The sequence below is a fragment of the Rhizobium sp. CF142 genome (assembly GCF_000281145.1).
Lineage (GTDB): Bacteria > Pseudomonadota > Alphaproteobacteria > Rhizobiales > Rhizobiaceae > Rhizobium.
On sequence record NZ_AJWE01000140.1, the window covers coordinates 1 to 12,947 of the forward strand.

14 protein-coding genes and 1 pseudogene are annotated in these 12,947 nt (G+C 61.6%); 7 read left to right on the top strand and 8 right to left on the bottom strand.

The features are described from left to right. Positions 1 to 106: 106 nt before the first annotated feature. The 3 genes from PMI11_RS35105 to PMI11_RS35115 form a co-directional block, all read right to left on the bottom strand. Positions 107 to 664, bottom strand: a complete 558-nt coding sequence (locus PMI11_RS35105; protein WP_007827200.1) for a dual specificity protein phosphatase family protein — start codon at positions 662 to 664, stop codon at positions 107 to 109. 3 nt (positions 665 to 667) lie between these two features. Next, entirely contained in the window at positions 668 to 2,116 is a 1,449-nt protein-coding gene (locus tag PMI11_RS35110) for a HAMP domain-containing sensor histidine kinase (protein WP_007827202.1), read from the bottom strand. A gap of 99 nt (positions 2,117 to 2,215) precedes the next feature. Beyond that, entirely contained in the window at positions 2,216 to 2,893 is a 678-nt protein-coding gene (locus tag PMI11_RS35115; protein WP_007827204.1) for a winged helix-turn-helix domain-containing protein, read from the bottom strand. A gap of 418 nt (positions 2,894 to 3,311) precedes the next feature. Between PMI11_RS35115 and PMI11_RS35120 the strand changes: the two genes are divergently transcribed. The 5 genes from PMI11_RS35120 to PMI11_RS35140 all read left to right on the top strand — a co-directional run bounded on the left by PMI11_RS35120 (position 3,312) and on the right by PMI11_RS35140 (position 8,061). After that, positions 3,312 to 3,512 (top strand): hypothetical protein, encoded by a 201-nt coding sequence (locus PMI11_RS35120; protein ID WP_244430760.1) that lies wholly within the window; start codon positions 3,312 to 3,314, stop codon positions 3,510 to 3,512. 23 nt (positions 3,513 to 3,535) lie between these two features. After that, positions 3,536 to 4,330 carry a COG4705 family protein gene (locus PMI11_RS35125; protein ID WP_007827214.1) on the top strand — a complete coding sequence of 265 codons (795 nt, stop codon included), beginning with the start codon at positions 3,536 to 3,538 and terminating at the stop codon, positions 4,328 to 4,330. A 315-nt stretch (positions 4,331 to 4,645) separates the two neighbouring features. Next, entirely contained in the window at positions 4,646 to 5,398 is a 753-nt protein-coding gene (locus PMI11_RS35130) for a COG4280 domain-containing protein (RefSeq protein WP_007827222.1), read from the top strand. Beyond that, complete coding sequence (locus tag PMI11_RS35135) at positions 5,395 to 5,613, top strand: hypothetical protein (RefSeq protein ID WP_007827224.1); 219 nt, start codon at positions 5,395 to 5,397, stop codon at positions 5,611 to 5,613. The genes PMI11_RS35130 and PMI11_RS35135 overlap by 4 nt, the downstream gene beginning before the upstream one ends. Before the next feature lie 417 nt (positions 5,614 to 6,030). Next, the gene (locus tag PMI11_RS35140; RefSeq protein ID WP_244430762.1) at positions 6,031 to 8,061 is read left to right on the top strand and encodes an autotransporter family protein; all 2,031 of its coding nucleotides are present in this window, start codon (positions 6,031 to 6,033) and stop codon (positions 8,059 to 8,061) included. 105 nt (positions 8,062 to 8,166) lie between these two features. On the opposite strand, the gene PMI11_RS35145 is transcribed toward PMI11_RS35140, so the two are convergent. The 3 genes from PMI11_RS35145 to PMI11_RS35155 all read right to left on the bottom strand — a co-directional run bounded on the left by PMI11_RS35145 (position 8,167) and on the right by PMI11_RS35155 (position 10,088). Next, entirely contained in the window at positions 8,167 to 9,048 is an 882-nt protein-coding gene (locus PMI11_RS35145) for an alanine--tRNA ligase-related protein (protein WP_007827229.1), read from the bottom strand. Positions 9,049 to 9,170: 122 nt separating this feature from the next. Then, positions 9,171 to 9,689: a hypothetical protein gene (locus PMI11_RS35150; RefSeq protein WP_007827236.1), complete on the bottom strand. Its 519-nt coding sequence runs from the start codon at positions 9,687 to 9,689 to the stop codon at positions 9,171 to 9,173. Positions 9,690 to 9,824: 135 nt separating this feature from the next. Continuing rightward, positions 9,825 to 10,088: a hypothetical protein gene (locus PMI11_RS35155; RefSeq protein ID WP_007827237.1), complete on the bottom strand. Its 264-nt coding sequence runs from the start codon at positions 10,086 to 10,088 to the stop codon at positions 9,825 to 9,827. A gap of 330 nt (positions 10,089 to 10,418) precedes the next feature. On the opposite strand from PMI11_RS35155, the gene PMI11_RS36985 reads away from it, so the two are divergent. Beyond that, positions 10,419 to 10,715 carry a YkgJ family cysteine cluster protein gene (locus PMI11_RS36985; protein ID WP_007827238.1) on the top strand — a complete coding sequence of 99 codons (297 nt, stop codon included), beginning with the start codon at positions 10,419 to 10,421 and terminating at the stop codon, positions 10,713 to 10,715. 164 nt (positions 10,716 to 10,879) lie between these two features. On the opposite strand, the gene PMI11_RS35160 is transcribed toward PMI11_RS36985, so the two are convergent. Together PMI11_RS35160 and PMI11_RS35165 are read right to left on the bottom strand one after the other, a co-directional pair. After that, entirely contained in the window at positions 10,880 to 11,329 is a 450-nt protein-coding gene (locus PMI11_RS35160; RefSeq protein ID WP_007827239.1) for a DUF3597 domain-containing protein, read from the bottom strand. Between the two features lie 338 nt (positions 11,330 to 11,667). Beyond that, positions 11,668 to 12,255 (bottom strand): transglutaminase-like cysteine peptidase, encoded by a 588-nt coding sequence (locus PMI11_RS35165; protein ID WP_007827240.1) that lies wholly within the window; start codon positions 12,253 to 12,255, stop codon positions 11,668 to 11,670. 190 nt (positions 12,256 to 12,445) lie between these two features. Here PMI11_RS35165 and PMI11_RS35170 point away from each other — a divergent pair. Further along, positions 12,446 to 12,947: pseudogene (locus PMI11_RS35170) on the top strand (hypothetical protein); the annotation flags it as partial.

Sequence of the window (12,947 nt, forward strand, 5' to 3'; positions counted from 1 at the left end):
AGGAATAATCCAAGCCGGCGGGGGTTACGCCTGGACCGGCTCATAGCTGCTTCATGGCGCTGACGAAGGGGCTGGGTGCTCCCGGAGACCTGCCTTACGCCAAGTTTCAGCTATCCAGCCCAAACACCTTCTCGAGATTTTCCCAGCTGCGGTCCATGGCAAAGGTCGAGGAGAGATACGGAATGCCGATATGCCCGAAGCGCACCGAGAGCTGCTCTTCGGCAGTTTCCTCGTCGATGCCGGCGATCTGCTGCAGGTAGAGCACCGAGACGAGGCCCGTGCGGTCCGCACCCGCCTGGCAGTGGATGAGGATCGGTTTTGGCGCATCGCGCATCAGCGCCAGCAGTTCATGCGCCTGTTCTGGCGTCACGTCCCTGGAGGCTGACAGAGGGTAATTTATGTGGGTGATGCCGGCTTTCCTGGCCGCCTCGGTTTCCTGCATATACCAGTTGGCGGTGTTTTCACCGCGCAGGTTGAGGATGGTCCTGATGCCGTAGCGGGCGGCGTAGGTGTCGATATCGGCGCCCGAGGGCTGAGCGGAGCGGTAGAGTTCGCCCGGCAGCACTTCATGGAAATTGCCAAGCAGTTGCAGCCCGCCGAGGTAGCCGCCGAACAACAGGGCGGCGACGCCGAAAGCGGCGGGGGGTCTCCAACGTCTTTTCATTTTTTATCCTTGGTATTGGGCGGGAAAATCGAGGGTGATGCCGAGGCCGGGATGCCGGTCGGCGAGCGTGATGTGGGCGGCATGCAGATCGGCGATTGCCTTGACGAGGCTGAGGCCCAGGCCGCTGCCTGATGTCGTGCGGCTCTTGTCGAGGCGGTAGAGGCGGCGGAAGACAAGTTCGCGCTCCGCTTCTGGAATGCCCGGGCCGTCATCGGAAACGCTGGCCGAAAAACCGTCATCCTCGGCCCGGAGCGCAAGCGTGATCCTGGTCATCGGCGGGCAATGGTTGATGGCATTTTCCACGAGGTTGACGAAGAGCTGGGTCAGCAGTTCGCGGTCGCCATTGACCATGCAGGGGGAGGCGGGCCTGGTGGTGAAGTCGAGCGACTGGCCACTATCCTCGGCAACGCCGCCGTAGATCTCCGCAACCGAAGCCATGATGTCGCTGATATCGACCGGCCGGAAGCGCGCCTTGCGGGCGCCGGCCTCGATCTGCGAGATGCGCAGCAGCGCCTCGAACGTGGCGTTGATGCGGTCGCTTTCCTCGCGGGCGTCGATCAGCAGGGTCTGCACATCCTCGCCGCGCCCGCCCTGTTCGATTGCCTGCTCGACGGTCATCTTCAGGCGGTTGAGCGGCGTCTTCAGGTCGTGGGCGATATCGGCGCTCACCTGCCGCATGCCTTCGACGAGGGCCGACAGCCGGTCCAGCGCCTGGTTCATATGGGTTGATACGACATCGATATCGTCGCCATTGCCTTCGAGCGGAATGCGCCGCGCAAGATCGCCGGCCGAAACATCGCTCATCGCCCGCTCGATGCCGTCGAGCCGGCGCTGGGCGCGGGCGGCGAGAAAGGCGCCGCCGCCGCAGGCGAGAATGACGATGCCGCCGGTGGCCCAGCCGAAACTCATCAGCGCGATATGTTCCAGATCCTCGGTTTCGGCAAAGCTCTCGCCGACGATCAGCCGGTTGCCGCCGACGGTGCCTGCCAGAATGCGGATGCGGTCGTCGCCCTTCTGCCCGATGTCGCCGGCCTCGATGGTCGAAAGGCCATCTTCGGCGGCAAACGGCGAGACATTGCCGGCAAGCCGCTTACCCTTTTCGCCCGAAAGCAGGAAAATGCTGTCCTCGGCATTGTTGAGGCGGGCATAGGCTGCGACAGCGGCAACGAGGTCTTCGATGTCTGCCGGTGAATAGGTGGAGGCGACGACCGAATAGGTCTCGCGCACGGAATCGTCGAGCGCCTCAGCCAGATCGCGTTTCAGGAGCTGGTAGGTGATGATGCCGGCCACCAGAAAGGCCAGGATGAAGAGCAGGCCGAAGGCCAGCGCCAGCCGGAAGGGCGTGCTGCGCAGCAGCCTGGAGCTTTTCCTGGAGGCGGCTTTTTCCATCAGCATCGGATGATCCGAAAACCACTGCGCACTTTTCGGTCCGATGTTCTTTTGCTCAAGCATCGGATTGTCCGAAAACCGCTACACACTTTTCGGTCCGATGCTCTCTTGCTCAGGCATCGGATTATCCGAAAACCGCTGCGCACTTTTCGGTCCGATGCTCTAGCGCGGCGCATGCAGGCTGTATCCGGTATTGCGCACGGTATGAAGCAGCGGGATGTCGAAAGGCCTGTCGATCTTGGCGCGCAGGCGGCTGACATGGGTTTCGACGACGCTGGTCTTCGGGTCGAAATGGAAATCCCAGACGCGTTCGAGCAGCATGGTGCGGGTCAGCACCCGGCCTTCACCGCGCATCAGCACTTCGAGCAGGGTGAATTCGCGCGGCTGCAGTTCGATCGTCTGGCCCTGTCGCGTCACCTGCCGGCGCACAAGGTCAAGTTCGAGATCGGCCACACGCAGCACCGTCTTCTGGTCCTGCACGGGCGGGCGGCGGGCGAGCGCATTGACGCGGGCGAGCAGCTCGGAAAAGGCGAAGGGTTTGGTGAGGTAATCGTCGCCGCCGGCCTCCAGCCCTTCGACGCGGTCGTCGACGCCGCTGACCGAGGTGAGGAAAATCGCCGGCGTGCCGATCCTTGCGGCGCGCACCGCCTTGATCAGCGACAGCCCGTCGAGGCCGGGCACCATCCTGTCGACGACAAGCACGTCATATTGCTCGCGTGTCGCCTGGAAAAGCGCATCATGCCCGTCGTCGATGACGTCGCAGACGTGGCCCGCCTCGATCATGCCGCGAGCGACAAAATCGGCCGTCTTTTTATCGTCCTCGACGACGAGAATGCGCATGGCCAGTCCAAACCCTTCACCTGAATTCTATCTTTGTCTTCCGCAATTCCGGACGCAAAACCGCTTCACACTTTTGCTGGTATTGCTCTTACTCTCACGCCGCACAATTCGCGCAAAATTGTGTCCTCCATCTTATCGAATTCTTACGGATTCGTAAGTCGGCGGAACCGGTCCGACCCCGGCTCTTCCTGCAACCTGACCTTTCTTACGAAAGCGTATCTTCCCGGCAAAGGCTGTGTATGGACCGGCGGCTAGAAGCTGAGACATGGGTGGCGGAAAACGCGAACGCCGCCGCTGTTCAAACCGCCGGCGCCGGGCGCCGCATTCAAGGAGATATCCAGTGAAGACACTCCCCACGAAGCTTGTTGGCGCAGGCCTCCTCAATGCCCTCGTCATAGCCGGTTTCATCGCCGTCGCCATGCCCGCCCATGCCGCCACCGTGCCCTGCGAAGACATGCTGAAGGATATGCGCGCCGCCAAGGCTAAGGCCAAGCTCAGCGATGCCGACATGGCCAAGGTCAACGATCTCGAAGCGAAAGCCGTCGAGCGCTGCAATGCCGATGACGACACGCGCTCGGACAAGTTCCTGACCGAAGCCATGGCGCTGATCGGCAAGTGATGCGGCAAGCGAGGAGAGATCCAATGGCAGAAAGACCATTGAAAATACCGGCTGATGACATCAACCGCGTGCCGCGCGTCACCGTCGAGTTCTGGCTGATCAAGCTGATGGCGGTGACGATGGGCGAGACGGCGGCCGATTATCTGGCCGTCAATATGGGCCTCGGCCTGACGGTGACCTCCATCATCATGACCGCCATCCTCATCGGTGCAATCGCGATGCAGTTCGCCCAGAGGCGTTACGTGCCCTGGATTTACTGGTTGGCGGTGGTGCTGATCAGCGTCGTCGGCACGCTGGTGACGGATAATCTCACCGATAATTTCGGCGTGCCGCTCCTGACCTCGGCCATCGCCTTCTCGATCGCGCTGATCGTCACCTTCATCCTCTGGAAGGCGAAGGAGGGGACGCTGTCGATCCACTCGATCTTCACGGCGCGGCGCGAAGCCTTCTACTGGCTGGTAGTGCTCTTCACCTTCGCACTGGGGACCGCGGTCGGTGACCTGATCTCCGAGGTGTTCGGCTTCGGCTATATCACGACGGGCCTCATCTTCGGCGCCATCATCGCCGTCATCGCCTTTGCCCATTACGCATTCAAGCTCGACGGCATCCTGTCCTTCTGGCTCGCCTATATCTTCACCCGGCCGCTCGGCGCCTCGCTTGGCGACTATCTCTCCCAGCCATCGGACTATGGCGGCCTCGGCCTCGGCACGATCTATACGAGCCTGATGTTCCTCGCGATCATCGCCTTCATCGTCATTTACATGAGCTTCAACTACGAACCCGAGATCGAAGGCAGCCCGGAAGAGCCATTGCGTTAAGGGCTGCCCGACGTGCTCGCCTCGCCCTGTCATGGGTCAGCCATGAGGGGCGAGGCGAGCGCTTACGGATTTGCAAGATCGCGGAAAAGGGCAGGACAGGTCCTCGACCTACAGCCTGTGACACGACCTCCGCCCGCCACATTCCATCCTTCCAGCACGGCAATTCTCCCACCACACAGAGCCGGTGTCTGCCGGCTGAGCCATGAGAGCGATGGACATGCCGGCTTCGCTGCTGGCATTCTCCCTGCCGCGGGAGCGATGCCCGGTCCTTCCCGCCTGCCTGGCGGATCGAAGCCCAAGAAAACCGAGTAGAAGATGACGACGATCACAAGCATAACCTCGACAATGGCGGCCTCCTTCCTCGGTTCCTTCGTGGAAGTCGTGGAGGCCTTCACCATCATTCTGGCCGTCGGCGTCACGCAGAGCTGGCGGCCGGCCTTTATCGGCACAGGGCTGGCGCTATCAGTGCTGGCGGTGCTGGTGCTGATCTTCGGCCCTTTGCTCGGCCTTATCCCGATCGACATCCTGCAATTTACCATTGGCACGCTGCTGATCCTGTTCGGCATGCGGTGGCTGAGAAAGGCGATCCTCAGGGCCTCGGGCTTCATTGCGCTGCATGACGAGGAGAAGGCCTTTGCCTCGGAAACGGATGCGCTTGCCCGCCAGTCGGCTGACCGGCGGGCCGATTTTCTGGCTGGCACGGCCGCCTTCAAGGCGGTGCTGCTCGAAGGCGTCGAAGTGGTGTTCATCGTGATCGCGACCGGTGCGCGGCCCGGCATGCTGCCCTATGCGGGTCTCGGAGCGCTGATTGCCTGCATCGCCGTGCTCGTCATCGGGCTTCTCGTCCATAAGCCGCTGTCGTCTGTGCCGGAAAATACGCTGAAATTCATCGTCGGGCTGCTGCTGACGGCTTTCGGCATCTTCTGGATCGGCGAGGGCATCGGCACGCCGTGGCCGGGCGAAGACCTCTCGCTGATCGGAATCTTCGCCCTGCTCGCGGCCTTCTCCTTCATCGCAGTCCGGTGGCTGCGGCAATATCATCACGCCCAAACGGAGCCCGCCCGATGAATATTCTCAGGATCGCGTTCAAGGAATTGACCGGCATGTTCATCGATGACGGCGCGCTGGCGCTTTTCAGCCTGCTGCTCGTGCTCGGGGTCGGCCTCGCGGTAAAATCCGGCCTCATCGGCCCGACGGTGGGTGCCGCGCTGCTCGTCGCCGGCTGTCTTGCTGTGCTCGCCGAAAGTGTCGCGCGGGCCGCACGGCGCAAGTTCAGGCGATAGCGACTTGCCCGCCCCTGGGATCCAGCTAAAACCGGAGATGATCTATAATCCTCCAAGATGCAACTCATGGTGTGGCGCAACGGCAACAACTGTCCCGAGATGCGATTGCGATTGCCCTCTCTAATGCACCTTGAAATTGTGCTCTCGCATCCTTCGAACATATGATGCCTCTGAATGTCGAGTCCTGCCGCCGCAGACGATCGGGTCTGGCGCGTGGCGTGGTGCGCGTCCGAACGACATAGCCGTAGACGCGCTTGTGATGTTCCCGTGACCTGGGTCCGGAGGCAGGTGAACATGCGTGGATTTTGTCTAAGAGCACGCTGTTTCCATGACGAACCTATAGTCAGCGGACATCGTCCGCTGTTAGTCGATCACGTGCTATCGAGATGGCGGCGGTCAGGGTGCCTTGCCTTGCCTGTGGTCGCATCGCTCGGCATCTCCGCGCCGGCAGCGGCGCAGACGGCCCTTGGCACGACCACCGAGCCGGCGACGTGGATCGGCGGCACGGGAACAAATCAGTGGAGCAATCAAAACAACTGGACGACGGTGTCGGGCGGACATGCAGTTCCGCTCGTTATTGCGAATTTCACCGGCCTTGCCACGATAGGCAACAGGGTAGTCCGCGATCAAAACAGTCAGTCGATCGGCACGCTCAATTTCACAGCCCCGCTCTATGTGTTGAGCCTGGAGAACGGCACCATCTTGACCGTCAACGGCGCCGGCTTCGTCATCGACGTTCCGGCCAACAGGCCGACGGTCCAGGTCGGCAGCGTCGGCGGCGGGACGATCAAATTCATCAATGCCTCCACCGGAGATCTGGCGAAGTTCGTGATCGCCTCGAATGGCATTCTCGACATGTCGGGCCGCTCGACGACCGCCGGGATGACAGCGGGCGCGATCGACAATGCCGGCAGGATCATCATCGCCAACAGCAACGCCAATAGCGTGGGCAACGAACTGACCGTCTTCGGACCCTATAACGGCAGCGGGGGCGCCATCTACCTCAGAACGGATCTGGCGGGCGACGGCTCACCGTCCGACAGGCTGGCAATCGATGGCAGCACGACCACTATCGATGGCCCGGCACAAGCCACCGGCACCACGTTTCTGAACATTACCCCTGGCCCGAACAGTCCGGGCGCCTACACGGCTGCAGACGGCATCCTGGTAATCGATTCGACGAACGGCGGCACGACGGCGGATGGCGCCTTCACGCTCGCCGGCGAGGTGCGCGGCGGATTCATCGACTATCGTCTCTTCCGCGGCGGCCTTGGCGGCAGCAACCCGGATGACTGGTTCCTGCGTTCCGGCTTCAACGGAGGCAATGGCGGCGACGGCAACGGCAATGGTGACGGCGGGAATGGACCGATCACGCCGCCAGACGAGTTGCCGCCGGAGGCGCTGCCGGAAGATCTGCCGTCAGTATTGCCGCCTGGCGTTTATCCAATCATCGGACCGGAGATTGCGACTTATGGCGTGGTACAGCCGACTTCCCGGCTGCTTGGGCTCGCCACGCTAGCCACCTTGCATGAGCGCATCGGGGATACGCTCGCGATCGGAGCTCCGGAGAACGACGCCGCGAACCCGGTCAACTCGGGTTGGGCACGCGGTTTTGGCGAGCAGATAAACCAGCATTACCGCGCCTTCGCCGATCCGCGCACCGACGGCTATCTAGGCGGCTTTCAGAGCGGTATCGATCTCTTGCGCGGGGAATGGCTGCCCGGTCATCGCGACGTTGCCGGCATCTACTTCGCCTATGCCAACGCCAACATCGACGTGACCGGTCTCGTCACCAACGAGGCGGTGACCAACTATGCACTGCGTAAAACCGGGCGCCTCGATCTCGATGCCTGGTCGGGCGGCGCCTATTGGACACATTATGGTCCGACCGGCTGGTATCTCGATGCGGTGGTGCAGGCAACTGCCTATGAGGGCTCGGCGTCGACGACATCAGCCAGTCTCTCGACCAATGGTGCCGGTTTCGCCTCCTCGCTGGAAGCGGGCTATCCGATTCCCGTGCCGGCGCTCGGGCCGGGCTTTGTCCTGGAGCCGCAGGCCCAGATCGTCTGGCAACATGTGTCATTCGACGACGACAATGACGGCCTGGGTGACGTCACGCTCGGTTCGACATCGGGAGCGAGCGGGCGGCTCGGTCTGCGCGGCCGCTGGACGATCATCAGCGATGGCGGGCAGCTTTGGCAACCTTATGTACGCGCCAACCTCTGGCACGATTGGGGTACACGAGCGACCACGACGTTCTCGAGCATCGATCGGGTTCCTTTGCTGAAGGAAGGAACGCGCGTGGATCTGAGCGCCGGTGTAACGACCAGGATCAACACCCGGCTGAACTTTTATGCTCAGGCCGGCTATCAGTTCGCGGTTGGGGATACTGACGGCCACGAGCGCGATGGCGTTCGGGGAGATTTCGGCCTGCGCTATACGTGGTAAGGGCACGGCATCTCGCGGGAGCGGAGTGACGCTCGCAAATTCCGAGCGTCACTCGCCGATATCGGTATCTTTATCCAGGTCGGAAACCGTCTCGGCAGGGTAGCGTCAGGCTCCCGAAGGCGTCAGGCTCTCCACGTCGATGCCATGGGTGTCGAACCACCATTCCGGCGATTTGTCGGGATGCTTGTGGCGAAGCCGCTCGTATTTTTCGACAAGGCGGTTCTGCCGCTCGACCTCCTGTTCGAAGAAGGGATGGTCGAGCATTCCGCCAACGGCATGCAGGCGCCGCAGGAGCTTGCGCAGAACGTAGCCCTGCTCCTTGTTGCCGGGGCGGTAGCCGCTAGCGATGATCACAGTGATCGCGGTTTTGAGCGTCTTCAGGGCATTTTCGGGCGCAGTGCCGTTGACGATCATGTCCAGCCGCTCGGCCCCGAAGCCGACGTCGATGCAGTTTCCCAGCGGATTGACGATATTGCCGATCTCGATCCCGTCCTTGTAGAACTCCGTGCAATATCCGCTGATATTGCCGTCGCTCCATATGCATTCGGGATCGGGAATGATGGGTACGCGACCGCGATAAAGCGGCGTCCATTCCCCCAGCCTGTCGGGATGGATGGTGACATGGTCGGGCGTGAGCCCGAGTAGCCCAAGGAAATCCAGCCAGAAATCGATCGCCTCGCCGACCGTCATCTGACGGAAGGAGAATAGTCCGAGCATGGTGAAGTGCAGGAAATGCGTGCCGTCGCCGATCTCATCGAGGTCGCCCATGCGCAGGCAGGCCTGGCTGTTTGCGACGGTTCCCTTGTGGGACGGATCGGAGAAGAGAGGCTTGTACTGCTGCATGCCAGCGCTGCAGAAGAGCGTGGTATCGTCGTGCGGCCGTACGGATTGAATGCATGCGTATTCGATGCCTTTGGAAAGGCAGTAGTCACGATAGTCCTGGATCAGGCGTCCCGCGGTGTCATAGGCAACCTCCTTTTGGTTCAAATGCCCGCATCAAAGATAGAAAAAGCGCGCCGTAATTGCAAGAAGGTCACCCCGCCGGCTTTGCGCTACCCGCGGGTTCTGCCGGCAACGGGCGAAGCTCTTCCGGTCAGGGCAGGGCGCTCTTACCGGCCTCTTTCACGCGCCGCCGCCAGAACGAGCGGCGCCACAGCGGTGGCAAGCGGGCCGAAGGGCAGCCGCTGCAGGGCCTTGCCCACGAGGAAGGCCGCGGCCATGGCGCCCGATAGCTTCAGCCAGGGATAATCGCCAAGCTGCGCATGGGCGCTCGCATCCGCCCAGCGAATATTTTCTTCCATCACGCTGCCCGCCTGATGGCGGATGATGTGCAGACGCGCGCGCAGATGATCGATCTCCGCACGCACATCCTCGATCTGCCGCTCGAGTTCCTCGCGCGCGGCGGCGCGTTCGACATCGACGACGATCTCCTCTATCGGCGCATCCTCGGCGACCGCATGCAGATAGTCTTCATAGGCCGCCTCGCTCTCAAAACCCTCGGCCTTCGCGTGCTGATCGGCTTTTTCCTGTTCTGGGGTTTTTTCACGTTCGGAGGCTGGCGTGAGCTCGCTCGCGTCTCTGAGCTCGTCCATGCCTTCGATGGCGTCCCTGCCTGTCGTGCTCGCCATTGCGGTCTCCTCTTTCGCTGACGGAGTTCAAACGTTCGAGGCGGAAAAAGGATGCATGGGCGGCGGGGATTGATTGCCGGCGCGGCGCGCCGACAGAACGGGTTGATCCCTGACCGATTGAACTCCGTTGCCTGGCTAGGATTGAACGAGGATCACCAGGGTCTCGGGCAATACGCCGTCATATTCCATCGCATCGGCCGCCTGCTTGCTCTTCATGAATTCCGCCAGGCGGCCCATGTCGGCGACGTCCATGACGAGGCCAACCTTGTTGGACGATTGCGGATCGATGAAGGTGCGAATGTTCGTGCAGCCGATCGGTTCGAAAACTTCCTTGCGACGGGGCGAGGCGAGCCAGTGTTTGACGTCCTTGACGTCGTGATGAGCCAGGATGGTCGGCATTGCGTCCTCCTCTTGCTGCTCTTGATATCAGAGCCGGAGAGAAGTTTACGCCTCGGGTAATCGCGTGGATATCACCCGCATGGGTGGGCGCATCTGGTTTTACGGGGGCAGGATGATCACCGTTCCGATCGCACTCGACGTGACGAATATCAAGCCAAACGGGGAACGGGTGCGCTCGCCCCAACCCCTCCCCACAGGTGGGAAGGGTTTCAGACGGTACAGACACCCACAACACCCGAAAGCAGCTCTCTTACCCAAGCCCACGGTGGCCGGTCCGGCATTGCACCGATGGTTTTGCATCCTTGGCATCTAAAGTGCTAAGAGCCACCCATGACCCTATCAACAGAGCTAGACTGTCAGGCCTGCGGCGCGTGCTGTTCCTATTCACACGAATGGCCGAGATTCTCCACCGAGAGCGATGCCGACCTCGATTTGCTGCCGGCTCAGTTCGTCTCGGCGGATCAATCAGGCATGCGCTGTGATGGTGAGCGTTGCTCGGCGCTCTCAGGCACCATCGGTAAGCAAGTATCATGCGTGATCTACGGCCTCAGGCCGGACGTCTGCCGCACATGCCTTCCCGGAGACGACTCCTGTTTGACGGCGCGTAAGGCCTTCGGGCTGGCATAGCCGTTTTTGGCGGAGCTTGCTCTTGAAGGGAACCGGACCCTGCCACGGCAATCGCTGCGGCATCGGCATCAGAACATTCGACCTGGCTGAGTGCCGGGCAGATTTGAAGCAGATGGCGCGTGCTGGAGCTTCGGCGCCATCTGCCGCTCAATCCAGCCCGCCACTCAATCCAGAAGGTCGGCCGGCACCCTGCCGCCGTTTTCCGACAGTTTCTTCATGAGCGCTTTGTGGAGGAAGATGTTCATCTTCGCGCTGTCGTTCGTATCGCCGGTATAGCCGAGCTCGGCTGCGAGTTCCTTGCGTTCGGCAAGGCTCGCATCCATTCCGAGCGCCTTCATGAGGTCGACGATCGAATGGCGCCAATCGAGCTTCTGGCCGGACTTCTTCACGGCTGCGTTCAGGATCTGCTCGATATCGGTACTGCTGGCTTGGGCTGGGCTCGATTGAGCCGGCGCCGGCGCTCCGGTCGCGGGCTTCGTCGCTGCCGTGGGCTGAGCGGCAGGGGAAGCTGCGGGCGCACTGGAGGCCTGCGGGGCGGCGGATGCTGGCTCTGGCACGGGTGCTGCCTGCGCTTTGCCGAAAATCGCGTTCTTGATGCGGTCGAAGACGCCCACGGGGAAACCCTCCTCTTGTGGTTGCGATGGGGATGACCGGAAGGGAACTAGGGTGGCGAGGCGATCCGCAAAGGTGGCGGACGGGAATCATGCAGTTCTTAGGTATTAAACGTATGTGCTCGGCGCACCCCCCTCTGTCCTGCCGGACATCTCCCCCACAAGTGGGGAGATCGACAAGCGGCCTGCACCTCCCGCCTCTCCACCTTTTCGCCGGGCTGCAACGTTGATTGTTTGGGGAAACCGGTGCCCCCAGCCAATCTCCCCACTTGTGGGGGAGATGTCCGGCAGGACAGAGGGGGGTGCCGAGCACACGGCGTCAATATTATGCCCCCACCCGATCACGAAAACTCGTTCGCCCGCGGCCCGGCAAGCGTCACGCGCCAGGTCGATTTTGCCCGGAAATCCTGGGTCGCCAGAAATGTATAGGGCGTGGCTCTCCAGGGTTTGACCGCGTTGTTGAGATTGTCGAGCACGTAGTCGCCGTCGTCCATGCGGGCGATCAGCACGACGTGGTTTTCGTCATGCGGGCCGATCACCACCGAGAGCGCCAGGCGGTTTGCCGGAAAGCCGGCGTCGATCAGGTCCTTCATCTTCTGCAGGGCGTAATCCTCGCAGTCGCCCCGGCCGCCGATGGGCAGGGTCCAGACATCGCCGTTTCCGGAAGCGGCGCTGTCCTCCGTCGAGCGGACGGCGAGGTTTACGGCGCGGGTGACCTTGCGCAGAAGCGGCATGCCCGCCTGCTCAACCGGTGCCCGGGTGCCTCCCTGAGCAGACGCCTGATGGCAAAGCCAGCGGTAGCTGGCGCAGGCGGAGGCGAATCCCACCGGCGCGCCGATATTCCTGCCAACAGGCAGAGGCTGCCCGGCAAATGCCTGAAATTGCGCAGGAAAGAACACGAGGGAAACAAGACAAAAAAGCCATCGCATGAATCACCCCTTTATTGTGCGCGGGGAAGGTAACATAGTTTATACTAAAACTTTAATAAAATTTATTACTTGCGTAATTAACTATAGATTAAGAAGCTGTGCCATTATCCACAGTTTATTCTTGGAATTAACAGTTCGCTAATATAAGAATTCCCCCAGTTAACGGTTTGTTAACTTTGGGAGAAAAAAGATGATCCGCAAAGCAGCGAAGTATAGCGTCGCCGTTGCTTACCTTCTGGCAAGCAGCAGCCTCACGATGGCCGCGCCGGCAGTTGTCAACTGCGCCAAGGCAGCGCCGGGTACGATTGAGGCCAGGCTGTGCCTGCCGACGAAATCCATCCGCACCGACAATGACAGCCGCACGGTCAATGACGACAGCAGCGGCAACCGCTCCGGCGGCAATTCCGACTCTGGCAAACAGGCGTCGAACCAGACCTCTTCCGGCGATCAGAACAACGGCGGCGACGACGGCAACGGCAACGGCGGCGGCGACGGTAACACTGGCGGTTCCGGCCCTGGTGACGGCGGCGGCGAGGGCCCCGGCGATCACGGCGGCCATCATGGCGGCAAGGACCACGATCACCACGGCGGCAAGGATCGTGACCATCATGGTGGCAAGGACCGTGACCACCACGGTGGCAAGGACCGCGACCACGATGGTGGCAAGGATCGTGACCACGACGGTGGCAAGG